Raw genomic sequence first — 24,877 nt, 5'->3', positions numbered from 1 at the left:
GATCTTTTCTCGACGATAATGGCGTAACAGTCGTCTCGTTTTACTCTCCGGCTGGGTGTAGCGTGGCCCGCATGGTTTCACGATCGCAACAACTCGGCGTCGTCCTCGTTGCACTGCTGGTCGCTCTCTCGGGGGGTCCTGCCCTCGCCGGAGCGTCCACAGCCGCGAGCGATGATGCCGGAGACATGAGCGCAACACTCGAGAACGTCCAGGTCGAGAGCCTCGAACTCGACAGCGTCACGGTCGAAGACGCTACCATCGAGGAGCTGAACGTCGAGGAGTTCGACGCCGATACGCAAGAACTCCAGGACGCACTCGACGAGAACGCCGACGCCGCTGACGAGGACGAGGCGGCTGACGACGAAGAGAACGCAGCTGAGGACGAAGAGAACGGCGTCGATGACGAGGAGAACGGCGTCGATGACGAAGAGAACGGCGTCGATGACGAAGAGAACGCCGATGACGAAGACGAGATGAACGACGATGACGCCGACGAGGTGACCCTCACCGACATCGAACTCGAGTCGCTCGAGCTCGAGGACGTCTCGGTCGACGATCTCGAACTCGACGAGGACGAGATGAACGACGTCGACGAGGAGGACAACGGCGTCGATGACGAGGAGGCCGACGAAGCTGACGACGAGGAGAACGATGATAACGGCCTCCTGAACGACGACAACGACGAGGCCGAGGAGAACGATGACGGCCTGCTCGAGGACGACAACGACGAGGCCGAAGAGAACGGCCAGGATCTGATCGACGAGGAGGCTGACGAGCTCACGATCCAGACCCTGACCATCGAGACGATGGACGTCGAGCAGCTCACTATCGACGAGCTGACCGTCGATGACGACGAGATGAACGACGACGAGGAAATGGATGACGAGGACGCCGCTGAAGACGAAGAGAACGGCGTCGACGACGAGGAGAACGCCGACGACGAGATGAACGACGACGAGGCCGAGGACGAGGAGAACGCCGACGAGGAAATGGATGACGAGGACGCACCTGAGGACGACGAAACGACCCAGGAGATCGACGAGCTCACCATCGAACAGTTCGACGTCGAGGAGATGACCATCGACTCGATGACCGCCATGTCGGTCGAGGAAGCTGACGCCGAGGACGCGCCTGACGACGAGGAGAACGCGAACGACGAGATGAACGACGACGAGGAGATGGAGGACGACGCGGCTGAGGACGACGAGATGGACGACGAGGACGCCGATGAGACCGACACCGCCGAGGAGACGGTCAGCCAGGCGTCCGCATCGTCGATCTCGATCGGTGACGCGACCGTCGACACGCTGACGCTCGGCGACGCCGCGGAGCTCGAGGCGATCGACGACGACGAGGAGAACGACAACGGACTGCTCGATGACGATGACGACGAGGAGGAGAACGACGACGGTCTCCCCTCGATCGCCACGCTGAGCTAACCGGTTTGTACGCGAGATCGACCGGTTCCGGTCGGTCGGCGGTGCCGACCGCGGACTGACCGCGATTTCTTTTCGATGCCGTGAGTAAACGTCCTGTTCTCGCGGAGTACTACTGCCCGTCGCGTTCGGATTGTCGAGGAGCTGACGTATCCGGTTTCGATCGCAAGCTGCCGCCGATCCGGTCGGAGTGAACGACCGATTAGGACGACGGGGTCGGGCGCTAATTCGGGCTTGTCTCGAGCACGACACCGTAACAGTCGGCTCGTTTTAGCTCGGCTACCGACCACGGTCGGCTCGCATGGTTTCAAACGTACAGAAACTCGGCGTCGTGTTCGTCGCACTGCTGGTCGCGCTCTCGGGGGGTCCCGCCCTCGCCGGCGCGTCAGCGGGCGCGAGCGACGACGCCGGAGACGTGAGCGCGACGCTCGAGAACGTCCAGGTCGAAACCCTCGACCTCGAGGAAGTGACGATCGAGGACGCGACGATCGAGGAACTGAACGTCGACGAACTCGAGGCCGACACGCAGGACCTCGAGGAGGAACTCGACGAGAACGGCGAAGAGAACCAGGAGGAGGACCAAGCGGAAGAGAACCAGGAGGACGATGACGCTGCCGACACCGAGACCGCCCAGGACGTGACGATCTCGGACATCCAGCTCGAGTCGCTGACCCTCGAGGACGTCTCGATCGACAACCTCGAGCTCGACGAGGAGGAGATGATGGACGATGACGAGATGATGGACGATGACGAGATGATGGACGATGACGAGATGATGGACGACGACGAGATGATGGACGACGACGAGATGATGGACGATGACGAGATGATGGACGACGAGGAAACCGAGGAAGCCGACGAGGAGAACGACCTCGCGGATGACGAGACGGACGAGGAAATGAACGATGACGACGCCGCGGACGACGAGGCACCCGAGAACGGTCAGGATCTGATCGACGAGGACGCGAGCGAACTCACGATCCAGACTCTAACTATCGAGACGATGGACGTCGAACAGATGACGATCGACGAGCTGACCGTCGAGGACGGCGGCCTCCTCGACGATATCGGTGACTGGTTCGACGGGATCTTCGGCGACGACGAGGAGAACGACGCGGCTGACGAGGACGAGAACGACGACGCCGAGGACGCCACCGAAGACGAGGACGACGCGGCCGACGAGGAGAACGACGCGGCCGACGAGGAGGATGCTGCCGAGGACGAGAACGGCGAAACCCAGGAGATCGAGGAGCTCACCATCGAGCAGTTCGACGTCGAGGAGGTCACCTTCGACTCGATGACGATCGAGTCGCTCGAGGAAGCCGACGAGGAGAACCACGCGGCTGACGAGGACGAGAACGCTGCCGAGGACGAGGAGGTCGATGCGACCGATGAGGAGGAGAACGACGAGGCCACGACCGAAACGGTCTCCCAGGCCTCCGCCTCCATGATCTCGGTCACCGACGCCAACGCCGACACCGTCACGCTCGGGGACGCCCAGGACCTCGAGGAAGTGACCGACGACGAGGCCGACGAAGAGACCGACGACGAGGAGAACGACCTCGAGGACGACGAGGACGAAACGCCCTCGATCGCAGTCCTGCGCTGAACGGTCCGCTCGAGCGATCGAGCCGAATCACCGGTCGCGACCGTTCGCGGCCGTCTCTTCGTAGCGAACCAGGCGACCCGCACCGCTTCGCGAGCAACCTACTCGTCCGCCTCGAACAGTCGGTAGTACGACAGCGCCAGCACCGTCCTGCCGTCGCGGATCTCCCCGGTACGGACCGCCTCCGTGAGCTCCTCGAGGGTCGTCTCGGTCGGGCGGATGCTCTCGTTGTGATCGAGGCGCTGCTCGGCGGAGGGACGACAGCCGTAGGCGACGAAAAAGTGCATGACGGAGTCGGCGATCCCGTTTGCCGGTTCGACCGTCGCGAGCGGCTCGAGTCGCTCGGCCTCGTGACCGGTCTCCTCGGCCAGTTCGCGCCTGGCCGCGGCCTCGAGGTCGTCGTCGTCGGGTTCGGTGCCGCCGACGGGGAGCCCGCGGTTGATCCGCGAGACCGCCTGGCGCCACTCCTCGATGCAGACGACGTCGCCGTCGGGCGTAAACGGCAGGACGCAGACGCTCGCCGGCTCCGAGACGTAGTCGAACTCGGTTTCGGTCTCGTCCGGAAGCCGGACGGTTTCGGTGATCACGTCGAACCCCGGACAGGAGTACGACGTCCGTTTCTCGAGGGTTTCCCAGGCGAGCGGATCGGTCGGCATAACGCCGGCTACGGTTCTCGACGTAAAAAACGCCCCGTCACGGATCCGAACCGCGATCGAGTAGCGGGAGGTCGAATCGACTATGCAGTGCGTTCCGCTCGGGCCGGCGAACGTACCTGCTCTATAACAAAGCCACAGATCGCTGAAGGTCGCCATTCAGAGGATACTCCATGGACGAACTAACCGGGTTCCAGCGCGACTTGCTGTACGTCATCGCGGGCAAGGACCGACCGTCGGGGCAGGAAATCCTCGACGATATCAACCAGTACATCGATCAGCCGGTCACGCACGGCCGGCTGTATCCGAATCTCGACGCGCTCGTCGAGAAGGAACTCATCGAGAAGGGCCAGCTCGACCGACGGACGAACTACTATGCGCTGACGCCGAAAGGTCGACGCGAACTCCAGCAGCGCCAGGAGTGGGTCAGTCGCTACGTCGACGTCTGAGGGCGCTTCGTTCGTTCCGTCACCCGTCGGAGAGCGACGGCCTCGAGCGACTGGTCAGCGACGGCATCCCTGCTCCGAGGGCGGAACCGGTTGCCTGCGGTCGGCCGCCCGAGCACGGACGCGGGCACTGTTCGCAGCCGACACCGGCGGAGCTCCAGGATCGTCCTCGAACGAGCGAAGAACGGAGAGCCTACAGCCGGGCGCTCTCACCGTAGGCAGAGCCTACGGCGTTGTCTCGAAGGAGACGCGGGAGAGGTCCGCCTCGAGGTCGGCGACGTCCTCGTTGAACGAGCGGACGAAGGCGCCGACGTCGTCGACGAGCCGACGAACCTCGGGAGCCGGCGCGGGGCCGTACTGCGAGAGCAGGTAGGTGCCGTCCGACCCGCCGACCCGCAGGTACGAAACGGCGTCACCGTCCCACTTCAGCTCCCAGCGGGTACCCGACACCGTCGTTCGGTAGGTGCCGTACTCCCCGTCGTAGCGGTGGAGCTCCTGGGCCATCGCGGTCGCGACCTCCCGGATCCGCTCGAGGATGCGGTCGCGCTCGGCGGCCAGCTCCGCCGCGCTGGCGACTGCGGGAAACTCCGTCGCCGCGTCGTCGAACAGCCCCTCGAACGACTCGATGTGGTCGTTGAAGACATCGACGAACGCGTCGTAGTCGTCGAGGGCCTGCTCGAGCGGGCCCGGCTCGGGCGGCTGCTTGCTCGAGACGACGTAGATCTCGGAACCCGAACTCGGCTCGTATCGCAGGTACTGGACGTCGCCGGCTTCGTACTTGAGCGTCCAGTCCCCGTCGGCGGTCTCGAAGGTACGCTGGCCGTAGTCCCCGCCCTGCAGAACCGCCAGCTCGCGGGCCATCTCGCCGGCGTGGGCTCGTACGCGGGCTGCAACCTCGTCACGTCGCGAAGCGACGTCGTCCGCGGGGGCGACGTCGCTGTCGAGTCCGTCAGTCATCGTCCGTTCGAGGCGCTCGAGTCCAGTAACGGTTTGGATTCGGAGTAGCTACTGCCGTCGCTCGAGTGGCTTCGGGACCGCGAGAAACCGCCTCGAGGCGGCGTCGCGGGATTACTCCTCGTCGTCCTCGTCGGCTTCCTGCCCGTTTCCGGTACCCTCCTCGGCTTCGGCCTGGTCGTCCTCGCCGCCGTCGATTCCGCCCTCCTCGTCCTCTTCGGTGGGATCCTCGGGGGCGCCGTCCTCGTCCTCGGTGTCGCCGCAGCCGGCGATAACCGCGGTCGCCATCGTCGCGCCGCCGACCTGCAGCAGCCGTCGTCGGGTCTGGTTCATATCCCTACATCTCGTTCGACCGGCATACGCCACCCCCCGGCATTCGCGTGGTCGAACGCTCGAAGGAGCCCGCCAGTGAGAGACAGTACCAAGAAGTCGGCGAGCATGTCCCGAACCATGGTTCCGATTCCCGAGGAGTACCACGATCTGTTCGAGAAGCCGACGTTCGCTCACGTCGGGACGCTAACCGCCGACGGCGCTCCCCACATCACACCGGTCTGGATCGACTACGATCCCGAGGCGGAGCGACTGCTGGTCAACACGGAGCGTGGTCGCCAGAAAGAGCGCAACGTGCGAGCGAACCCCGCCGTCGGGGTCAGCATGACCGACCCGGATGATCCGTACCGGTACCTGTCGGTCGTCGGCGAGGTCGAGGAGCTGCGGACGGAGGGGGCTCGAGCCCACATCGACGAGCTTTCGCGGCGATATCTGAACGTCGAGGAGTATCCGAACCCGGTCGAAACCGAACGAGTGGTGATGGTGGTTCGAGCCGAGAGAGTGCTGTAGGTGGTACTCGAGCAGCAGTCGTGTCTGACCGACCAGCAGCACGCGCTACCAGAACGTGGACCGTCTGAGAATTCGCTACGGAGACGCGGTTTTTTCGTAGCACACTCGCGATGCTCACGAACGTAACGTACGACGGCCGACGAGCATTCAAGCCGTCTCTGCGGGCTCCCGGTCGTTTCGCCGAGTGGAGTCCTTTTCGGCTTCTTCGAGCGGGGTCGACGTCGTCGGCTCTCGGGTACGGAATCCTCGGTCCCACGTACGTGCCGCTAAGGGGTAACAGGTGCCGGAGAGGTGGACCGACGCGAATTCGAATCACGCGAGAGCCTGCGGCTCTCGTTCGCTTCGCTCACGAGAACGCGGTTACGGCCACCCGGAGGCCGTCGCTATCGGACGAAATTGCGGGAGAAGTGGGCCGGCGCGAATTCGAATCGCGGTTACGGCCACCCGAAGGCCGAAGGATACCAAGCTACCCCACCGGCCCGCAGATAGAGTGTGGACAGCCGATCGTTTAACCCTTCCGAAAGCGAGTCTCGAGCCGGCTGCCGAGTGGTCTCGACCGTCGGTACTAGCCTCGAGTTCCGGCACCTTCTGCCCGGCTCGAGTGGAGTGACGACTGTTAACTACCACCGAAACTGTGGTGCTTGTTAGCAACCATCTCCTAACAACCACCTAAACGCGCTCGTAGCCGTCGGTGTCGAGGAAGTGGTGGGCCACCGTGATCGCCTGGTCGGCGTGGAGGAGTTCCGGACCCAGCCGCAGTCGTCGGTCGGCCGCGTCCTCGAGCAGCGCCGCCTCCTCGGGCGTGAAATCCTGGTGGTCCGAGAGCACGAAGATCGGATTCTCGAGCGTTCCCGCTTCGGTAACGGGTTCGCCGTCCTCGTGGAGCTGGACGACGGTGCCCTCGTCGGCGACGGTCTCGAGGGTCGCCTCGAACCCGCGGCGGTAGAGTTCGACGCCGGGGCTGGGTTCGGCAGGCATCGCGCCGATGGCTTCCTCGCGGTGTTCGAGGGCCTTCCGGACCAGCGCGGCGGTGCTTCGCTCGTCGGGGTTCAGCCGTCGAAGCTCGCTTCCGTCGAAGGTGATCGTGAACTCGTCGCCCGCGACGAGGTGGACTCGGACGTCCTCGCGGATCCCGTGGGAGGTGACGAACGCCGACGTTATCGACCGACAGAGCGCGTCGAGCCGACCGGCTCCGCCCGCGAGGTCGTCCAGCGAGAACGACGGCTCGGTCGGGATCTCGTGACCGATGAGTACGAACTGGCGCATACCTGAGCGACGCCGACGGCGGGGATAGGGGCGACGGTTTCTGATCGCGCTCGGTCGAAACGAGTTCCGTGTTATCTTTCCGCGCACGTTAATTTCATTTAGTCTTACGTTGCATACACAGGGCGAACGGTTTCACGTCAGTCGGGTGGCAGTAGTGAGTAGTATGTCGAAACCACAGTCCACCGCCGGGCAACGACGGAACGTGCTCGTCATCCTCGAGGGGCGGCCCTGTCCGGTCTGTGCGGACGGCGAACTCGAACGCGAGGAGTACAAGGACAACGCGGCCGCGGTCTGTGACGACTGCGGCACGCCCCAGGCACAGGTCTGGCAGCCCTCGGAGTAAAAGGAGCGTCAGCGGGGGTCGACCGGTCACCGGGTTCGTGAGCCGTCGTAGCCGTGTCCGACGATCAGGGCGAGCGCGTGAACGGCGAGCAGGCCGAACAGCAGCGTCAGCGCTTGCACCGAATCGATGCCGGCGACGAACACCGGCAGGTAGACGACCGGGAGGAGGGTCCCGATCCAGAACCCGATTGCGGTGACGGTGCTCCAGGCGTACATGGCTCAGCGCATCGACTCGAGCCTGACGAACGCGTCGTCGTAGGCCGCGATCCAGTTGGTCATCAGCTCCATCTCGGTCGCGTTCCGTGGAAACATCGCACACTCGTTAGGGCCGTCGTTGTTCTGGATCGTGACACTGTCGAGTTCGAGACTCGAGTCTCGGGAGGGAACCGGTTCGGCATCGGGGTCGGTTGTGTTCGTGTTTGTCATAGGGAACAGGCGGCCATCGCGCCAACCACGACTACGCCGAAGCCCACTATTGTTATCGAGGATTTAACTGATCGAGCTGTCGCGGTAGCGTTCCTCTCTGACGCCTTTCAGGTTCCTTAATCAGTTGTAAAAGAATGTATCTGAAGTGAGAATATACCGTATCGTTACCGATAGTTTTCGCTGCCGGCAACCGGTATCGTCGACCGTACGGACTCCGTTCGGTTCGATACCTGTCTCTCTCAGTCGTCGGTCGGTCGGACGCCGAGAGTCAGATCGACGGTTTGGACCTCGCCGTCACGACGCAGTTCGACCGCGACGGTGTCGCCGGGGCTGGTCTCGAGCGCGAGGACCGTCGAGAGCGCGTGGCGGTCCGGGATCGGTTCCCCGTCGATCGAGAGGATGACGTCGCCGCCGACCGGAACGGGTTCGCCGCCGCGCTCGACGGTTCGCTCCGCCCCCCGGAGGGCGCCGAGTGCGGGCTCCTGAAGCGTCTCGGTGACGATGACGCCCGTCGCCTCCTCGAGGTCGTTCTCCTCGGCGATCAGTCGGTCGACGGTCGCGAGCGCAATCCCGAGGAACGGGTGGTCGTACTCGCCGTCCTCGATGAGCGCGGGGACGACCCGTCGGGAGAGCGCGGCCGAGATCGCAAAACCGATGTTGTCGCCGCCGCCGGCGTTGACGACGCCGACGACGCTCCCGTCGAGGTCGACCAGCGGCCCGCCGCTGTTACCGGGGTTGACCGCCGCGTCGGTCTGGACGGCGTTCGAGAACGCGAAGTCGCCGTGGGGGGCCGGAACGGTTCGATCGACCCCGCTGACGATCCCCGACGACATCGACCCCTCGAGGCCGTAGGGGTTGCCAATCGCGAGCACCTCCTGGCCGACGACGGGCCGCTCCTCGGCCAGCCCCAGCGGGGCCGCGCCGTCGGGAACGTGGTCGGCCTCGAGAACCGCGAGATCGCTGTGGCGGTCGCTGCCCAGCAGTCGGGTGCCCGACCAGTCGCCGTTGATGTACTGGAGGTCGACTTCCTCCGCGCCGGCGACGACGTGTTCGTTCGTGACGATGTACTCGCCGTCGACGACGAACCCTGACCCCTGGCCCCGACCCTCCTCCTCGGTATAGGGATCCTCGATCCCGAACGCACGGATCTGGGTCACCGAGTCGATGATCGTCTCGTAGACGTCGGTGTAGGTCGACCCGTCCGCGCGGTTCTCCCGATCGATCCCGCTCGAGGAGTCCCCCTCGATCGAGCTCTCGGTCCGCGGTTCGGCACAGCCGGCGACCAGGCCGGCGAGTCCGACGCCCGCACCCGCGAGAACGTCGCGACGGCTCGGTCGATACTGATCCATACCGACGGGTTGTACCGGACGTATTTGAACCTCGTGGGACAGTCCGCCACGGTGATCAGCCGCGGGCATCGAATGGAAAACGTGTTACCCGCGGCTACCCGAGTGGGCGAACATGAGTACCGAGGACGCCCGTGCGCTGCTCGCGACGGGATCGGTCTGTGACTCCTGTCTCGGCCGGCCGTTCGCCGAGCGGAGCTTCGGGCTGACCAACGCCGAGCGGGGCCGGGCGCTGCGGACGACGATCGCGATCGAGGACGACGACGATTTCGAGCCCGTCGATCCCGATGCGTGCTGGGTCTGCGAGGGGTACTGTGGAACCTTCGACGCGATCGCGGAGACGATCGTCGCCGAACTCGAGGGAGTCGACTTCGCGACCTACCAGGTCGGCACCCGGGTTCCGCCGCTGGTCGAGGAGAACGAACGGCTGTTCCGCGAGGACGCGGGTCTCGAGCCCGACGTCGGCGAGTCGATGAAACGCGAGATGAACCGCGAGGTCGGTCGCCGCGTCGGATCGAAGACGGGCGCCGAGGTCGACTTCGACCGCCCGGACGTGCTCGCGGTCATCGACCTCGAGGCGTTCGACCCCCTCGAGTTCGACGCGGACGACGCCGTCACGAGCCACGCGGTCGACGTCCAGATCAATCCGGCGTTCGTCTACGGCCGTTACCGCAAGCTCGAGCGGGATATCCCCCAGACGGAGTGGCCCTGTCGCGAGTGTGGCGGCAGCGGGATCCAGCTGGGCGACGACGGCGAGGAGCCCTGTGACTACTGCGGCGGCTCGGGCTACATGTACGACACCAGCGTCGAACAGGTCGTCCGCCCCCACGTCGTCGACGCGATGGACGGCGAGGAGGGCACCTTTCACGGCGCGGGCCGCGAGGACGTCGACGCCCGGATGCTCGAGGAGGGACGCCCGTTCGTCCTCGAGGTCAAGCGACCGAAGCGTCGCGATCCCGATCCCACCGAACTCGAACGCGAGATCAACGACGCGGCCGAGGGGAGTGTGGAGGTCGAGGAGCTCCGGCTCGCGACCTACGAGATGGTCGAGCGCGTCAAGGAACACGACGCGAGCAAGCGCTACCGCGCGGACGTCGAATTTTCCGAACCAGTCGACCAGGCCGACTTCGAGACCGCGCTCGAGGAGCTCTCGGGCACCACCGTCGAGCAGTACACGCCCCAGCGGGTCGACCACCGTCGCGCGGGGCTGACTCGCGAGCGAACCGTCTACGAGATCGACGGCGAGCTCGACCCCGACGATCCGACCCGCGGCGAGGTTCGTCTCCACGGCGCCGGCGGTCTCTACGTGAAGGAACTCATCAGTAGCGACGAGGGCCGAACCGAGCCCAGTTTGGCCGGCCTGCTCGAGACCGACGCCGACGTGTCGGCGCTGGACGTCACCGGCGTCGAGGGCGAGGACGAACCGTTCGAGCTCGAGGCGTTCTTCCGGGACGAGCCGGCGGCGAAAACGAGGAGCGACGCCGACGGAGACGCGGACTGAGCACGGAGAGCCGTTTCGATCCGTCTCGGTTCGTCGAAGCGATGGATTATCGAACGTCCTCCGTGAGGGTGCCCTCGCGCTCCTCGGTCGGTCGAGTCGTCGGTTCAGCATAATTCGAGGTGGAGCCTCCGACCTCAAGGAACGAACGTAGTGAGTGAGTAGGTCGGAGAGGAAACCGACAAAGACCGACGAGGCCACATGATGACAGCCATCCGACCCCCGAATATATAGATACCGTCCGGTAGTAATCTGAAGTATGGAGGTGCGTCGAACCGCACCGGTCAAACTCACCGTTCCGGATGAGCGCCGCGACGACCTCCACGAAACCGCCGAGCAGTTCCTCTACTGTGCGAACCGTGCTGCCGAGTTCTGCTGGGACGATAGCTCCTACACGGACTGTATCACTGCGAACTCAACCGCACGAGACGTACTCTACACGGAGCTCCGGGAAGAAACTGATCTCACCGCCAACCTCGTTCAAGAGGCCATTAGACGTGCTGTTCAAGCGGCGAAAGGGTGCGTCGAACGGTGGAAGCAGGGCAAGCGAGTGAGTCAACCGGAGTTCACCTCATGGAGCATGGTCTATGACAAACGGAGTGCAACGTTCTACCGGAACAAAGTCTCGCTTTCGACGGTTAACGGTCGCATTGAGTGTGACTTCGAGCTCCCGGCAGATAGTCCAACACCCTACGAACAGTACGTGCTCTCTGAGGAGTACGAGTTCCGAGCAAGTACACTCCAATACGACAAAGCGACCGACGAGTTCTACTTCCACATCACCACCCGGAAGCACGATAGCGATTCTGCCGACGAGTCCGAGGTTTCGGAAGATACCGAGCCAAACAGTTCTCGGTATCGACCTCGGCGTTAACGGTCTCGCAGTGGCTTCAACCGGCACGTTCTGGCAAGGAAACGACTACGATCATTGGTGCCGTGAGTTCGAGAAACGACGGGGCGAGATGCAACAGCGCGGCACGCAAGCTGCACACAACGCCTTGCTCCGACTTGGCAAGCGAGAGGAAGCATGGCGGAAACAGTACATTCACACCATCGCTAACGAGATCGTCACGGAGGCCGTCGAACACGATTGTGGCGTGATCGTTTTCGAGGAGTTGACCGATATTCGAGAGCGACTTCCGCAGGCGAAGTGGCACCATATCTGGGCGTTCCGACTTCTATTCGAGTACGTCTCCTACAAGGCCCCGGAACGCGGTATCTTGGTGGAACAGGTCAAGCCGAACCACACGTCTCAACGCTGTTCTCGGACGGACTGCGGATTCACGCACAAGGACAACCGCCACGGAAAACAGTTTGAATGCCAGAAGTGCGGGTACGAAGTGAACGCGGACTACAATGCAGCGAAGAACATCGGGCTACGATACGCTCGAAAACGACAACATAGACTCTGTTCCTCGCCCAAGCCGGGGAGCGGAGACGCACCAGTAGACGTGCGTTTGAATGGTGGGACGTTGAACGGTGAGTGTTACCAGCCTATTGCTGGCGACTGATTGCCGGGAGTCCACATCAAAGCCCCACCCTCAACGAGCGACCCTCGTATGGGGTGAGCGAAGTAGGGTGAGGTAGTTTACTGTCGGTCCTGTCATCAACACGCGTACGTTCATCCGATGGCGGGTCGTTCGAACCAGGACTCGACTCCGCTAGCGCGTTCGCATCGAGGAGGGTTTGCACTCTGCGTTCGAACGTCGCCTCGTCGATATCGTCGGACGCATATCGTCGTTTCAGCACCTCGAATGCGTCGTTTTCGGCGTTCGTCTCCTCGGTATCGGCGTCGAGTCGGTCAGCGGTCTCCGCTCCCCACCACCGCTCGACCGTCTCGGAATCGCCGAACAGCAACACGAGCATCGGGACGGCGAGCAACCCGAGAATGCCGGCCGCGAGGAGCGCCGTGCTGCCGAGAAGGCCACCGACGATCAACACGCCGAGTGCGGGAAAGGCGAGGATCGCGGGATACAGTTTGATCCGTTCGACGGGATCGATACCGCTCATACCATCGCTAACGACGACTCGGCCCAAAAAGCTGTAGATCGGGCAACACGTCCCGCTCGAGCGCGGCGCAATCGCCTGCGGGAGCGTGAGGCCCGGGCCAGCCCGATCGCGGCCGCCGAGAAACGACTCACTTACCCTTCGGACTGGCCCTCGATTCCCGGATCGTGTGTCTCGTACCACGCCAGTACCTGCTCGAGGCGGTGGATCGCACGGTCGGGATCGCCGATGTTGTGGTGCTCGTCGGGGTAGACGATCAGTTTCGCGTCGACTCCCTGCTTGCGTGCGGCGGTGTAGAGCTGTTCGGACTGCGACGGTGGACAGCGCCAGTCCTCGCCACCCGCCGTCACGAGCAGCGGCGTGTCGATCTCGCCGGCGTCGAGGATGGCCGAGGCAGCGTCGTAGCCCTCCGGGTTCTCCCAGGGGAGGCCGAAGTCGGCCTCCATCCAGTTGTGCGAGTCGCCGGTTCCGAAGTCCGCGCGCAGGTCGTAGATGCCGTGTTCCGGCGCGGCCGCGGCGAACAGGTTCGTCTGCGTGACGAGGAACCCCTGGGCGATGCCGCCGTAGGAGAAGCCGTAGCCGAAAACACGGTCGCGATCGGCCCAGCCCCGATCGACGAGCTCCTCGACCCCCGCGACGATGTCGTCGACCTCAGCGGTGCCCCAACGGCCGCGCAACACGTCGGCGAACTCCCGCCCGCGGGAGGTGCCGCCGCGGTAGTTCGGCCGGAGAACGACGTAGCCGCGACTCGTCAGCGCCGCGTGGGCGAAGCTGAACACCGGCTCGTCGTAGGACAGGGGACCGCCGTGGATCGCCACCACGAGCGGGTGGGGGCCGTCCTCGAGGTCGATCGCCGGGTCGTGGTAGACGATGCCGTCGATGGTCCAGCCGTCGGACTCCCACTCGACGCGGCGGGCCTCCGGCATCGGGTACGAGTCGGTGAGGTCCGCGTTGACCGCGGAAAGCCGCCGGAGCGACTCGGGTTCCTCGCTCGCCTCGAGGTCGTCGACTGCGACCGCGTGGACGTCCGTCCCCGCCTGGGGGTGTGAGAACACGAGCGCGGCCGTCGAGCCGTCGTCGGCGACGTCGAACGCGAGGATCGCCCGGTCGTCGCCCTGGGCCTCGAAGGTTCGTTCGACCGTGCCGTCGATCCCGGCGTGAACGAGCCGCGTCCGGGACTCGTCGCCGACGAGGACGTACGCCGCGTCGTCGACCCAGTTGATCGTCGCCCCGCGGGCGACGCCCCTGTCGAGATCGGCCGTTAACGACCGCGGTTCCTCGCCGTCGTGGTAGTAGAACTCGTCGGGCTTCGTCCAGTCCTCCGGATCGCGGACGACGAACCCGAGCGTTCCGTCCTCGCGCCAGGACGGCCGCGTGCACTGCCACTCGCCGTCGGTCAGTCGCCGCAGGTCCGAGCCGTCGGGGGAAATCGTGTACACGTCCCGAACCAGCGTGTCGTCGGGTCGCTCGAGTCGACACGACGTGAAGACGATGCGGTCGGTCGGCCCCCAGCGGGGCTCCATCCCCGTGACGTCCTGGAACGCGCCGCCGCCGTAGGCGTCGTCGAGGCGCTCGGTCTCGCCCGACTCGAGGTCGACGACGAACAGGTAGCTCGTCACGTCGTCGGTCCAGCCGGTCCCGTCGACCTTGTGCTGGAGGCGCGTCGTCTCGATCGGTCCGCCCTCGCGCACCTGTTCGAGGTACTCCCGCTCGTTGTCGGTCGGATCTCGTGCGGCGATCACGAGCCGATCGCCGTCCGGGCTCCAGTCGAACTCCGCGACGCCCTCCTCGCGGTCGGTCACCTGCCGGGCGTCCCCGCCCCGAGCGAGGTCGAACAGCCACACCTGCGGTTTCGGTTCGTCGTCGGCTTCGGACCCGTTCGCAGCGTCCGTTGCGTCGGCGTCTTCGTCCCCGTCCGCCACACTCGAGTCGTCTCCCTCGTCCCCCCGGTCCTGCCACCCGACTCGCTGCCCGACGTCCGCCTCCCGCGCGGCGAGAAACGCGAGTTCGTCTCCCGACGGGCTCCAGGCCGGACTCGAGGCGCCGGCGACGGTCGTCAGCCGGTGTGGCTCCCTCGCGCCGTCCGTCGGGACGACGAACAGCGAGGCGACGGCCTCGTCGGCGTCCTGTTCGTACTCGGTCGCGGTGAACGCGACCCGATCGCCGTCGGGCGAGACCGCGACGTCGGTGATCTCCGTGAGGTCGTAGAACGCTTCCAGCGGAAGCTCGGATCGTTCGGTCACGCCAACTACGTTTCATCGACCTGTGATATGTGTTGCGGGCCCACCCGGAACCGCCTCGCAGGATCTGTTCGACTCCCTCGGACGGGGCACCGCGGGTTTCCGACGAGATGGCTCCCGGGAGGAAGGGGCTCGGTGTTCGAACAACGAAACGGTTTAGCGGGTCGCGACGGATCCTCGAGCCATGCCATTCGGCGTCGACGAGGCGGGGAAGGGACCCGCACTGGGATCGATGTTCGCTGCGGCCGTCCACTGCGAGGACACCGACGCGCTTCCGGAGGGAATCGCGGATTCGAAGCGACTCGCTCCCGAGCGCCGCGAGGAGCTGGCGGCGACCCTGCGCGAGGACGACCGAATCGCCGTCGGCGTCAGCGAGATCACGCCGTCCCTGATCGACGACCCCGAAACGGATATGAACTCGCTGGCGGTCAGGGCTCACGCCGAGGCGATCGACGGGGTCCTCGAGGCCGCCGGCCTCTCCGCCGATTCGCCGGCGTCCGGCCGCTGTGACGCCTGCGACACCGACGCCGACCGCTTTGCCCGTCGAGTGGCCGACGCCTGCGAGCCCGAGCGCGACCTCGAGCTAACGGCCGCACACGGTGCCGACGACGAGGACCCGATCGTGGGCGCGGCGAGCATCGTCGCCAAGGTCGAACGCGACGCCTCGATGGCCGCGCTGGCCGACGAGTACGGCCCGGTCGGCAGCGGCTACCCGAGCGATCCGACCACGCGGGCGTTCCTCGAGTCTCACGTCGCAGACCGCGGCGAACTACCGCCCTTCGCCCGCGAGTCGTGGTCGACCTGCGCGGACGTCCTCGCCGACGCCGAGCAGACTGGCCTCGAGCAGTTCTGACGAACCGATCCCTGTCGGCTGCATGTCGTCGTTTTATGCGCGGTCCCGACCTACGTGGTAGCTGATACGTCGTGCTCGATGTCGTCTTACTGCTTGGCCTCGCTGCAGTCGCGACCGGCGTCGTCTGGAAGGGAAGCGTCTGGCTCGAGGACGCGGCCGATCGGCTCGCGGTCGGCTACGGCGTGCCGCCGGTCGTCCAGGGGGCAGTGATCGCCGCGGTCGGCTCGAGCATGCCGGAGCTGGTGAGCGTGCTGCTCGCGACCCTGGTCCACGGCGAGTTCGAGCTCGGCGTCGGCGCGATCGTGGGCTCGGCCGTCTTCAACCTGCTCGTGATCCCGGGACTCGCCGTGCTGGTCGGCTCCGGAGAGATGGAGACGAGCCGAAAGCTCGTCTACAAGGAGGCGCTGTTCTACATGCTCGCAGTCGCCGTACTCCTGCTGACGTTCTCGCTGGCGGTGATCTACTACCCCCTCGAGGGGGCCGGGCTGCAGGGGGAGGTCACGCGGTGGCTCGCGCTGTTCCCCCTCGCGCTGTACGGGCTCTACGTGTTCACCCAGTACCTCGACGCGACCGAGGACAAACTGGAGGCGGACCGTTCCGTGAACCGACTCCGAACCTGGCTGTGGTTCGGGGCCGGACTGGTCGTCATCGTCGTCGGCGTCGAGGGGCTCGTCCGGGCCGCGATCGGGCTCGGTGACGCCTTCGGCACCCCCGCCTTCCTCTGGGGGATGATCGTCGTCGCCGCGGGTTCGAGCGTCCCCGACGTCTTCGTCAGCATCGCTGCGGCCCGCGCGGATCGGCCGTCGGTCAGTCTCGCGAACGTCCTGGGAAGCAACGTCTTCGACCTGCTGGTCGCGGTCCCGGCCGGCGTGCTGGTCGCGGGCTCGCTTGCGATCACGTTCGCCCACATCGTGCCGATGATGGCGTTTCTCGTCCTCGCGACGGTCGTCTTCTTCGCGATCGCCCGGACCGACATGCTGCTCTCGGAGCGGGAGGCCTGGCTGTTGCTCGGCTCGTACGGGATCTTCGTCGGCTGGCTCGTCCTCGAGAGTCTCGGGCTCTCGAACGTCGTCCCGACGTAGAAGGCGAATCGGAGGTCGGCGGCCGTTCCTACTTGTCGGTTAGCAGGCGCTGAAGGATGTCGCCGTAGGCGGGACGGGTGACGAGCACGCCGATCAGCACGCCGAGGATCGTGATGATGGCGAACCCGCGGAGGTCGCCGAGGCTCAACACGGCCAGCGGCGACAGCGCGATGATCGTCGTCGCCGCGGCGGCGCCGATGATCCAGAACGCCTTGCGGAACCGCGACTCGAAGACGCGCTGAGAGCTGACGTCGCCCTCGTCCATCACCTCGTCGGCGATGATGATGAGGTCGTCCACCCCCGTCCCGACGACGGCGATGAACCCGGCGACGTGAGAGAGGTCCAGCGGCATGCGTATCAGCGCCGCGAAGCCGAGCAGGATGACTACCTCCGCGAGCGCCGTGAGGATCATCGGTGCGGCAACGCGGCGATCGTTGTATCGCAGGTAGACCATCCCGCTGACCGTTAGTACGGAGAGGACGCCGATCAGCAGCGAGTAGGTCTTGAACTGGTCGGCCAGGGCCGGCTCGAGCGAGAACGTCTGCTCCTGCTCGAAGTCGAGCGGCGCGGTCAGGGCGCCCGACTGGAGGTTGACGGCGAGGTTCTGGGCGTCCTGCTGGGTCGGGACGATCATCTGGAAGACGGGATCGTTCACCCAGGCACCGGACGCCATGCTCTCGCCTAGATCGGGGCTCATGCTGTGGGCGTCGACGACTTCGTCGTCAACCACGGTGAGCAGACACCACTGCGGGTTCTCGGGGTCGAAGTCGAACTCGCCGGTCTCGCGGTCGTGGATGGTACACTGACCGGCCCCTTCGCCGGTAAAGCCGTACTCGTTCATCGCCGCCTGGTAGTCGGCCGCGGGACTGCTCCCGTCGGCGTCCTCGCTATCGTCGACCGTGACCGGGACGTAGTTCTGATCGCGCTGGTCGTCATAGGACGCCGAGCCGACGTTGGCGAACTCCTCGCCCTGGAGGACCGTCTCGTTGGTCTGGTTCCCGTCTTCCCCGGGGTGGTAGGCGACGATCTGGACGTCACCGCGCTCGGTCAGCATCTCGCGCAGTTCCGCGGGGCTCATCCCGGGAACCTCGGTGACGATGTAGTAGCCGTCGCCGACGGTCGCCTCCTGGTAGGCGGTCCCGCCCGAGAGGCCGGCCTCGTTGATCCGCAGCTCGATCGTCTGGATGATCTCGTCGCGGGTCTGCTGGGTGACTTCGCCGTTGACGTCACCCTCGTCGACGTCGACACCGGCCTCCTGCAGGGCGGCGGCGAACTCCGCAGCGGTGACCTCCTCGGCGAACACCTCGGCGGTGAAGCGGTTGTCGTCCTCGTGGAACCGGACAATGACGTCCGCGGCATCGATCTCGAGTTCGTCCTGGAGCGTCGACTCGACCTCGCGTTCCTGCTCGGGCTCGATGTCGATGGTGGCACTCATCCCAACGGGCGGTGCGCTAATTCGGGTTCCGCCGTCGAGTCCGAGCCCGTACTCGAGGTTGGTGATCCCCTCGTCGAACTCCTCGTCTTCCTCCTCGACGAGGGTGTCGTCGTCCATCACGCCGCCGGGGACGAACAGCGCGACGAGCGCGGCGCTGACGAACAGCACCAGCAGGAGGATCCGCCAGTACTCCTTGACGAAGGCGATCGGGTTCATCGCGCCACCCCGTGGAACTTGTACCACCGAAGCAGGCTCAGGTTCAGCATGTACGTGTTCATCAGGTCGGCCGCGAGACCGACGAAGAGGATGATACCGATCGACGACAGCAGCTCGACGCCGAAGAGCCACGCCGAGACGCCCATCACGAGCATCGCCATCATCGACGTGACCGTCATCGTCACTCCGGTCCGCATCGCACGGTGGGTGCTCTCGTAGAAGTCTCCGCCGCGACGGAGGACGTGGTTGTTTAACAGGATGTCGGAGTCGACCGAATACCCGATCAGCATGAGCAGGGCGGCAACCGTCCCCAGCGAGAGCGGGATGCCCACGATAGACATGAACGCCAGCGGAATCACGATGTCCGAAAACGCCGAGACGACGATCGCGATCGAGGGCACGAACGTCCGAAAGAGTACGAACGCGAGGACGCTCATCCCGAGGAAGGCGACGGCGATTCCGAGCAGTGCGGTCTGCTGGGTCTGCTCGCCGAAGCTCGCCGACGTCGACGACACCTGCTGGATGACCGCGGCGTCGCCGTCGGGCTGTAAGTTCGCCTCGGCCTGCTCGCTCAACGCCTCCTGATTCGTCGAAGCGAACTGGACGATGTACTGGTTCTCCTCCGAGGCGACCGACTGGACCGATTCGGGCTCCTCGTCGAACGCCTCAGGAATCTCACCCTCCGATGCGGACGTCTGAACCGTCAGCTCCGTTCCGCCGGCGAAATCCATCCCGAGCTGGACTGGCGTTCCGAACAGCAGAAACGAGCCGGTGAGAACGAGCAGTGCGACCCCGAGAACCGCAAGCGGCACCGCCGCCAGCTGGCGGTCGCTGTACCGGGTGTAATCGATCTCCGGTACGTCGAAATACCCCATATACCAGCCACCTGGCAGTCGGGGCGTGTAAGCCTTCCTAATTTCTGCGCCGCACGGTAGTGAGAATAACACGGGATCGACGACGGGCTGAAACCGCTCGAGCCCATAGCCGGGAGTATGACCGCAGAGACACCCGAATCGTCGACGATGGTCGAGGAGCCGGCCGACGCCGCCCGGGACGCCTTCGCCGAGCGAGTCGTCGTCTCCTACCCCGCTGACCTCTCCGAGTGGGGTCGGTTTCAGGTCGAGAAGCCGTCGTTCCGGGCGTTCCTTCGCAAGACCCGCGACACCGCCGAGGAAGGCGACGTCTGGGAGGAGTTCGTCGGCGTCGGCTGCTGTGGCAACACGCTCGACGTCCCGCTACGGATCGAGGCCGTCGAGGGGGGCTCGCGAATCGTCGACGACACCGAGATCGAGTACGACGTTCGCGAGGCCTGTGGCATCCAGGGCAGCTGGCGCGTCCAGAGCAAGGGCGGACCCAACCAGGGTTAGTCCGGCAGGTAGCGAACGCTCAACACGCCGTCGTCGGCCGAGCGACGCACCTCGACGCGCACCGCCTCGAGCCGCGCGGCCCGGGCGACCGTCTCCTCGTCCTCGAGGACGTCCCGCGCTGCGGCTTCGACGTCGTCCTCGAGGTTGAAGACGTGGATCTCACCGGTTCCCGCCCGCTCCTCCTGGATCAGTTCGCCGACCTCGGCGTCGGCCGCAAGCTCCTTCTCGTGAGTGGTCGGCTCGAGGTCGCTGTCGACCAGCTCGATCGTCCGTCGATCGGCGACGTCGACGACCTCCCAGGCGACCTCCAGCGGCGGCTCGGGTGCGACAGTCGCCTCGAGGACGTCGTGGACCTCGAGCCCGGGGTTCGACGAGAGGGTGTGTACCTGTGCGGTTTCGACGTCGCGGACGACGGCCGACTCGTTCTCGGCGTGGGTGACGACGAACGTGCCCGTCTGTTCGGTCATGGCGGCTCGTAGGCGCGTGGCGGGTTTCGGGGTTTCGGATTCCTCGTCGTCGCCGCGAGTCGGCGGTCGACACGGAAAAGGAGTGAACCGAGCATCCCTGCGGCGAGAAAGGCGATCGCGCCGAGAAACCGCGCGAACTCCGGCTCGAACACGCCGCCGCCGAGCGTTCAACGGCGGTACAGGAGGACTCCCAGAACGACCGAAACCGCGTCTCCCGGGCGTCGACGCGCGACCGGAGCTACTCGAGACGGTCCGCTTCGGACCGGTCGCGGAACGTGTACCCGTCTCCCAGGCGATTCGCTGAGTGCCTTCGGTCACCTCGACACCCGATGACGGAACGCCTTTACCGCAGGCGGGTGCCCTCTCGAGCATGGACGTCGACATCGGCAACGCGCTCGCGTTGGTCGCCTCACCGGGCGTCTCTCGAGGCTCCCTCGAGCGCCTGGACGAGCAGGTCGCCGACGCACACGAACGCATCGAGGACGGAATGGCCGACGGGGAACACGGGTACGAGGCGCTGAACCTTCCGCAGCGAACCGATCCCGACGAGATCCGCATGGCGGTCGAACCAGTCGCCGACGCCGAGGCCCTGATCACGGTCGGCATCGGCGGCAGCGCGCTGGGCGCGGCGACGATCACCGAGGCGCTCGACTCCGACACCGAGACCGTCTACCTCGACAACGTCGATCCCGCGTGGGTCTCGAACCGCCTCGAGGCCCTCCCGCTCGAGGAGACGGCGATCAACGTCGTCTCCCGGTCGGGGACGACGGCGGAGACGCTGGCGAACTTCCTCGTGGTCCGGGAGGCCTTCGAGGACGCGGGCGTCGACTGGACCGAGCGGACGATCGTGACGACGGGCGACTCCGGTCCCCTCCGCGATCTGTCCGACCGTCACGACCTGCCGTCGCTGAAGGTTCCCGACGGCGTCCCGGGCCGGTTCTCGGCGCTCTCCGCGGTGGGGATGGTCGCCGCCGCGGTCTGTGGCCACGACCTCGACGCCCTGCTCGAGGGCGCCGCAGCCGAGGCCGAGACCCTTTCGGGCTCGCTGTTCGACTGCCCGGCCTACGCCTACGGTGCGACCAGCTACGCGCTGGACGCCCGCGGCGCGGGGATGAACGCGATGGTTCCCTACGCCGAGTCCCTCGAGACCTACTCGGAGTGGTTCGCCCAGCTGTGGGCCGAGAGTCTGGGGAAAGACGATCTCGGGCAGACGCCGCTTCGCGCGCTCGGGGTCACCGACCAGCACTCCCAGCTCCAGCTCTACCGCGCCGGACCGCGGGACAAGGTCGTCACGTTCGTCACCCCGCGAGAGGCCGACGACCGGGCGATACCCGACACCGAGGTCGACGACCTCGCTTACCTCGGCGACGCGACGCTGGGCGAGCTGCTCGACGCGGAGTTCGAGGCGACGGAGGCCAGCCTCGCCGCGGCGGGGCGACCGAACGTCCGGATCGAACTCGAGCGGGTCGACGAGTACGAGCTCGGCGGCCTGCTGTACGGGATGGAGGCGGCCTGCGTCCTCGCGGGCGAGCTGTACGGCGTCAACACGTTCGAACAGCCCGCCGTGGAGTGGGCGAAGAAGGCGACTCGCGGGCTGCTCGGCGGCGGCGAGTTCGAGGAGGCCGACGCCGTCGCGGAGAAGACCGAGCTCCGCGTGGAACGGTAACCGCCGACCGACGGTCGTACCTACTCCTCGCCGCCGAACGCGTCCCGCAGGACCGCCCGCTGGCCGCGCCGAAGCAGCGCCGAGAGCGCCTGGCTCGAGATCTCGAACTCCTCGGCCAGCTCCTCTGCGGAGACGTTCCGGGGGACGTCGAAGTAGCCGCGTTCCAGCGCGCGACGCAGGACGGCAGCCTGGCGGGGCGTGAGGTCGTACTTTTCGGTCTCGTCGTTCTCGCTCCGGTAGAGCCGATGCAGCGTGAACGCCAACTCGCGTTCCTCGCAACACTCCCGGTAGGCCGACAGCGCGTCGCGGTTCGGGAAGTGCGCCCGGTAGCGGACTCCTTCCTCCTGCAGTTCGATGTCGAGAAGCGTGACGCCGAACTCGACGGCGTCAACGTAGGTCATCCCCCGCTCCCCTTCGGGAGTGAGCAGAACGCGAAAGAGACACCGCTCGGAGAGCGTCGAGAGCCGTTCGAACGTCTCGACCGACGGATCGTCGGCCAGTACCCCGAAGAACCGCTCGAGCTCTGCCTCCTCGCCGATCGCTCGGAAGGTCAGATGGGAACCCTCGCGGCGGTCGGGCTGTTCGTCCTCGACTTCGACGCTCACCTCGGGAACCCGCCGGCGTGCAGTCTGCATGATCGGGTGGTTCGACAGCGAGTACTCGGCGATGAAACTCATTGCGCTCACCGCCCGAGTTCGGTCCCGCCTCGAGGGCCACGACCGTCTCCCGAGGAGGCGGCTCGGCGAGTACTCGCCATCGGTCGTCGACCGACGCGGCGTTCGGTTCGCGGTACGCGCTCACGCTCCATGAGCGTGCGTTCTGTATCCCGGCTGTTAACTCTTCGTTCGCTCGAGGGGGGTCGCGCTGCGGTGGCGGTGCTGGTGATCGATTACGGAGCCCCTATGAGTGCGCGATCGAATGCACGGATATGAACGAGACAGCACGCTCCGGCGACGGGAGCGGGACCGACGACTCGATCGTCCCGTCGGTCGGGGTCGTTCCCGCAGTCATCGCCATGGTCGCCGTCCTCGCTCCCGTCCGCGGCGGGGTCGAGGATCCGTTCGTCCAGCTGGCGGCGGCGCTCGCGGTCGTCTCCGTCGTCGCCTTCCTGGCTCGCCGCCACGGTGCGCTCGGCGCGGTACCTGGCGCCGCCCTCGCCGCGGGCTCCAGTCTGGGTGTCGTGTTGTTGACCGGGTACGCGCTCAATCAGGGCGTCACCGGATCGACCACCGTTCCCGGTTTCGGCGGTACGGTTTCGCTGCTCTTTCTGGCGTTCGCTGCGGCCGGCGGCTCGATCGGCGTCGCGGCCGCCGACTACGGCGGGGTCTCGGCGCGCGGCCTGATCGAGCGGGCGCTTCGGTTCTCGACGATGACCGTCGTCGGCTTCGCCGGGCTGATCGCGATGGCGCTGGTCAGCATCGTCCTCGCCCCCTTTCTCGGGGTCGAGGGCACGCAGGGCCAGCTTCTGCAGTACCTCTCGGCGGCGCTCGGGCTCGGCTCCGTCGCGGCGATCACCATGGCGCTTCGCGGGTACGACCTGTCGTTTCTCGACCTCGAGGTGCCGAGCCTGCGGTCGGTGGGCTGGACGGTCGGCGGGCTGGTCCTGCTGTTCGGTGCGCTGATCGCGATCTCGATCGCGATGACCGCCGTCGGCGTCGACACCGCCGACCACGGCACGACCCAGCAGGTCGAACAGAACCCCGAGCTGCTCGTCGTGATCGTTCCCGGGATGCTGCTGGTAGTCGGCCCTTTCGAGGAGCTGCTCTACCGAAACGTCATCCAGAAGTCGCTGTACGAGACGTTCTCGCGGTACGGTGCCATCGCCGTCACGAGCGTCATCTTCGCGGGGGTTCACGTTTCGGCGTACGCGACCGCAGGTCCCGGACAGATCCTCGCGAGCCTGGCCGTGTTGTTCGGCCTCTCGCTGGTGCTGGGATTCATTTACGAACGGACCGAGAACCTGGTGGTGCCGGCGCTGGTCCACGGCGCGTACAACGCGATCCAGATGATTATCCTGGTCGCCTAACTCGGGTTCTTGCGCGCCAGTCCCGACCCGCAGATCGGACAGCGCTCCTTTTCCTCGTCGAACTCGCGGCCACAGCCCTGACACTGGAACCGCCAGCTGCGCTGTTCGTCGATCCCCTCCCGGGCGATCACCTCGACGTCGACGTTTAGCTTCTCGGCGACGTTTTGCATCGCGTAGTCGTCGGTAACGAGGGTGGCGTCGAGCTCGAAGCTGGCGGCGACGAGCCGAACGTCGGTGTCCGAGAGGACCTCGAGGTCGCCCGATTCGTTCGCTGCACGGCTGACCTTCTCGGTCGTGTCCTCGTTGGGGATGTGGATGTGCATCCCCGAGCCCTCCATCGCGTCGTAGCGATAGGCGCTCTCGTCTTTGAGTTCCTCGCGGACGAGCGGAATCGTCGCGATCTGTTCGGTCGTGTGATAGTCGTGGATAAAAGCCGAGGAGTCGAGAACGTACATACGGTTAGCGCTGAACGACGATGTAGTCTTTCACGGCGCGGACGCGGTTGATTGGCACGCGGAACCGCCCGTCGTCGTCGGTGTCGAAGTCGATCGTCTGGTTCGGTAGTTCGTCGTTCGGTTCGATAACGAGGTCGTGGAGGGTCCCCGATTTGATCTCGGTCGTGATGTTGTAGAGCATTCCCAGTTCCGTCCCGTCAGACCCCATGACGGACTTCCCCGAGAGGTTCTCGGCGAGCACTTCGCTCAT

The 24,877-nt window shown here is 65.7% G+C and carries 28 protein-coding genes and 1 tRNA gene; 13 read left to right on the top strand and 16 right to left on the bottom strand.

Annotated elements, in window-relative coordinates; genetic code table 11:
* Positions 1–71 precede the first annotated feature (71 nt).
* Entirely contained in the window at positions 72–1,439 is a 1,368-nt protein-coding gene (locus tag QA609_RS02860) for a hypothetical protein (protein ID WP_278301071.1), read from the top strand.
* Positions 1,440–1,737: 298 nt separating this feature from the next.
* Positions 1,738–3,045: a hypothetical protein gene (locus QA609_RS02855; protein WP_278301070.1), complete on the top strand. Its 1,308-nt coding sequence runs from the start codon at positions 1,738–1,740 to the stop codon at positions 3,043–3,045.
* A gap of 98 nt (positions 3,046–3,143) precedes the next feature.
* Here QA609_RS02855 and QA609_RS02850 read toward each other — a convergent pair whose 3' ends face one another.
* A complete protein-coding gene (locus QA609_RS02850; RefSeq protein ID WP_278301069.1) occupies positions 3,144–3,698 on the bottom strand; it encodes an NUDIX hydrolase in 555 nt (184 codons plus the stop codon).
* 170 nt (positions 3,699–3,868) lie between these two features.
* Here QA609_RS02850 and QA609_RS02845 point away from each other — a divergent pair, with 170 nt between their 5' ends.
* Entirely contained in the window at positions 3,869–4,144 is a 276-nt protein-coding gene (locus QA609_RS02845; protein ID WP_005554076.1) for a PadR family transcriptional regulator, read from the top strand.
* 222 nt (positions 4,145–4,366) lie between these two features.
* Here the strand turns inward: QA609_RS02845 and QA609_RS02840 are convergent, their stop codons facing one another.
* A complete protein-coding gene (locus QA609_RS02840; protein WP_278301068.1) occupies positions 4,367–5,098 on the bottom strand; it encodes a hypothetical protein in 732 nt (243 codons plus the stop codon).
* A 111-nt stretch (positions 5,099–5,209) separates the two neighbouring features.
* Complete coding sequence (locus QA609_RS02835) at positions 5,210–5,428, bottom strand: hypothetical protein (RefSeq protein WP_278301067.1); 219 nt, start codon at positions 5,426–5,428, stop codon at positions 5,210–5,212.
* A gap of 117 nt (positions 5,429–5,545) precedes the next feature.
* Here QA609_RS02835 and QA609_RS02830 point away from each other — a divergent pair, with 117 nt between their 5' ends.
* Entirely contained in the window at positions 5,546–5,935 is a 390-nt protein-coding gene (locus QA609_RS02830; protein WP_278301066.1) for a PPOX class F420-dependent oxidoreductase, read from the top strand.
* Between the two features lie 408 nt (positions 5,936–6,343).
* Here the strand turns inward: QA609_RS02830 and QA609_RS02825 are convergent.
* Positions 6,344–6,416, bottom strand: a tRNA-Pro gene (locus QA609_RS02825).
* A 188-nt stretch (positions 6,417–6,604) separates the two neighbouring features.
* Complete coding sequence (trmY, locus tag QA609_RS02820) at positions 6,605–7,201, bottom strand: tRNA (pseudouridine(54)-N(1))-methyltransferase TrmY (RefSeq protein WP_278301065.1); 597 nt, start codon at positions 7,199–7,201, stop codon at positions 6,605–6,607.
* 163 nt (positions 7,202–7,364) lie between these two features.
* Here trmY and QA609_RS02815 point away from each other — a divergent pair, with 163 nt between their 5' ends.
* Positions 7,365–7,544, top strand: a complete 180-nt coding sequence (locus QA609_RS02815; protein WP_278301064.1) for an HVO_A0556 family zinc finger protein — start codon at positions 7,365–7,367, stop codon at positions 7,542–7,544.
* A 26-nt stretch (positions 7,545–7,570) separates the two neighbouring features.
* Here the strand turns inward: QA609_RS02815 and QA609_RS02810 are convergent, their stop codons facing one another.
* The 3 genes from QA609_RS02810 to QA609_RS02800 all read right to left on the bottom strand — a co-directional run bounded on the left by QA609_RS02810 (position 7,571) and on the right by QA609_RS02800 (position 9,318).
* Positions 7,571–7,759, bottom strand: coding sequence for a hypothetical protein (locus QA609_RS02810; protein ID WP_278301063.1), 189 nt, complete (start codon positions 7,757–7,759; stop codon positions 7,571–7,573).
* A gap of 3 nt (positions 7,760–7,762) precedes the next feature.
* On the bottom strand, positions 7,763–7,969 hold the full coding sequence (locus QA609_RS02805; protein WP_278301062.1) for a hypothetical protein: 207 nt from the start codon (positions 7,967–7,969) through the stop codon (positions 7,763–7,765).
* A gap of 239 nt (positions 7,970–8,208) precedes the next feature.
* A complete protein-coding gene (locus tag QA609_RS02800) occupies positions 8,209–9,318 on the bottom strand; it encodes a trypsin-like peptidase domain-containing protein (RefSeq protein WP_278301061.1) in 1,110 nt (369 codons plus the stop codon).
* 112 nt (positions 9,319–9,430) lie between these two features.
* Here QA609_RS02800 and QA609_RS02795 point away from each other — a divergent pair, with 112 nt between their 5' ends.
* From QA609_RS02795 to QA609_RS02785, 3 genes are all read left to right on the top strand, one after another.
* Positions 9,431–10,816: a tRNA pseudouridine(54/55) synthase Pus10 gene (locus tag QA609_RS02795; protein ID WP_278301060.1), complete on the top strand. Its 1,386-nt coding sequence runs from the start codon at positions 9,431–9,433 to the stop codon at positions 10,814–10,816.
* 256 nt (positions 10,817–11,072) lie between these two features.
* Entirely contained in the window at positions 11,073–11,687 is a 615-nt protein-coding gene (locus QA609_RS02790; RefSeq protein WP_278301178.1) for a hypothetical protein, read from the top strand.
* Positions 11,611–12,324: a transposase gene (locus QA609_RS02785; RefSeq protein ID WP_278301174.1), complete on the top strand. Its 714-nt coding sequence runs from the start codon at positions 11,611–11,613 to the stop codon at positions 12,322–12,324. Before QA609_RS02790 ends, QA609_RS02785 begins: the two co-directional genes overlap by 77 nt.
* A 16-nt stretch (positions 12,325–12,340) precedes the next feature.
* Here QA609_RS02785 and QA609_RS02780 read toward each other — a convergent pair whose 3' ends face one another.
* Both QA609_RS02780 and QA609_RS02775 read right to left on the bottom strand, forming a co-directional pair.
* Positions 12,341–12,823, bottom strand: a complete 483-nt coding sequence (locus tag QA609_RS02780; protein WP_278301059.1) for an SHOCT domain-containing protein — start codon at positions 12,821–12,823, stop codon at positions 12,341–12,343.
* A gap of 131 nt (positions 12,824–12,954) precedes the next feature.
* A complete protein-coding gene (locus tag QA609_RS02775) occupies positions 12,955–15,063 on the bottom strand; it encodes a S9 family peptidase (RefSeq protein ID WP_278301058.1) in 2,109 nt (702 codons plus the stop codon).
* 181 nt (positions 15,064–15,244) lie between these two features.
* Between QA609_RS02775 and rnhB the strand changes: the two genes are divergently transcribed.
* Positions 15,245–15,913: a ribonuclease HII gene (rnhB, locus tag QA609_RS02770; RefSeq protein WP_278301057.1), complete on the top strand. Its 669-nt coding sequence runs from the start codon at positions 15,245–15,247 to the stop codon at positions 15,911–15,913.
* A gap of 71 nt (positions 15,914–15,984) precedes the next feature.
* On the top strand, positions 15,985–16,995 hold the full coding sequence (locus QA609_RS02765) for a sodium:calcium antiporter (protein ID WP_278301056.1): 1,011 nt from the start codon (positions 15,985–15,987) through the stop codon (positions 16,993–16,995).
* A 28-nt stretch (positions 16,996–17,023) separates the two neighbouring features.
* Here QA609_RS02765 and QA609_RS02760 read toward each other — a convergent pair whose 3' ends face one another.
* Together QA609_RS02760 and secF are read right to left on the bottom strand one after the other, a co-directional pair.
* A complete protein-coding gene (locus QA609_RS02760; protein WP_278301055.1) occupies positions 17,024–18,646 on the bottom strand; it encodes a preprotein translocase subunit SecD in 1,623 nt (540 codons plus the stop codon).
* Positions 18,643–19,521 carry a protein translocase subunit SecF gene (gene secF, locus QA609_RS02755; protein WP_278301054.1) on the bottom strand — a complete coding sequence of 293 codons (879 nt, stop codon included), beginning with the start codon at positions 19,519–19,521 and terminating at the stop codon, positions 18,643–18,645. Before secF ends, QA609_RS02760 begins: the two co-directional genes overlap by 4 nt.
* Positions 19,522–19,668: 147 nt before the next feature.
* Here secF and QA609_RS02750 point away from each other — a divergent pair, with 147 nt between their 5' ends.
* Positions 19,669–20,013: a hypothetical protein gene (locus tag QA609_RS02750; RefSeq protein ID WP_278301173.1), complete on the top strand. Its 345-nt coding sequence runs from the start codon at positions 19,669–19,671 to the stop codon at positions 20,011–20,013.
* Here the strand turns inward: QA609_RS02750 and QA609_RS02745 are convergent.
* Positions 20,010–20,480, bottom strand: coding sequence for a DUF5812 family protein (locus QA609_RS02745; RefSeq protein WP_278301053.1), 471 nt, complete (start codon positions 20,478–20,480; stop codon positions 20,010–20,012). The genes QA609_RS02750 and QA609_RS02745 overlap by 4 nt on opposite strands.
* A 370-nt stretch (positions 20,481–20,850) precedes the next feature.
* On the opposite strand from QA609_RS02745, the gene QA609_RS02740 reads away from it, so the two are divergent.
* A complete protein-coding gene (locus QA609_RS02740; protein ID WP_278301052.1) occupies positions 20,851–22,146 on the top strand; it encodes a glucose-6-phosphate isomerase in 1,296 nt (431 codons plus the stop codon).
* A gap of 20 nt (positions 22,147–22,166) precedes the next feature.
* Here the strand turns inward: QA609_RS02740 and QA609_RS02735 are convergent, their stop codons facing one another.
* A complete protein-coding gene (locus QA609_RS02735) occupies positions 22,167–22,823 on the bottom strand; it encodes a helix-turn-helix domain-containing protein (RefSeq protein WP_278301051.1) in 657 nt (218 codons plus the stop codon).
* A gap of 251 nt (positions 22,824–23,074) precedes the next feature.
* Here QA609_RS02735 and QA609_RS02730 point away from each other — a divergent pair, with 251 nt between their 5' ends.
* A complete protein-coding gene (locus tag QA609_RS02730) occupies positions 23,075–24,172 on the top strand; it encodes a type II CAAX endopeptidase family protein (RefSeq protein WP_278301050.1) in 1,098 nt (365 codons plus the stop codon).
* On the opposite strand, the gene QA609_RS02725 is transcribed toward QA609_RS02730, so the two are convergent.
* Positions 24,169–24,627 carry an NOB1 family endonuclease gene (locus QA609_RS02725; RefSeq protein ID WP_278301049.1) on the bottom strand — a complete coding sequence of 153 codons (459 nt, stop codon included), beginning with the start codon at positions 24,625–24,627 and terminating at the stop codon, positions 24,169–24,171. The genes QA609_RS02730 and QA609_RS02725 overlap by 4 nt on opposite strands.
* Positions 24,628–24,631: 4 nt before the next feature.
* Complete coding sequence (locus QA609_RS02720) at positions 24,632–24,877, bottom strand: PRC-barrel domain-containing protein (protein ID WP_278301048.1); 246 nt, start codon at positions 24,875–24,877, stop codon at positions 24,632–24,634.

The organism is Natronococcus sp. A-GB7 (assembly GCF_029688865.1).
Taxonomy (GTDB): Archaea; Halobacteriota; Halobacteria; order Halobacteriales; family Natrialbaceae; genus Natronococcus.
The sequence above is the reverse complement of the archived record's forward strand: the minus strand, read 5'-3'. Positions and strand labels throughout refer to the sequence as shown.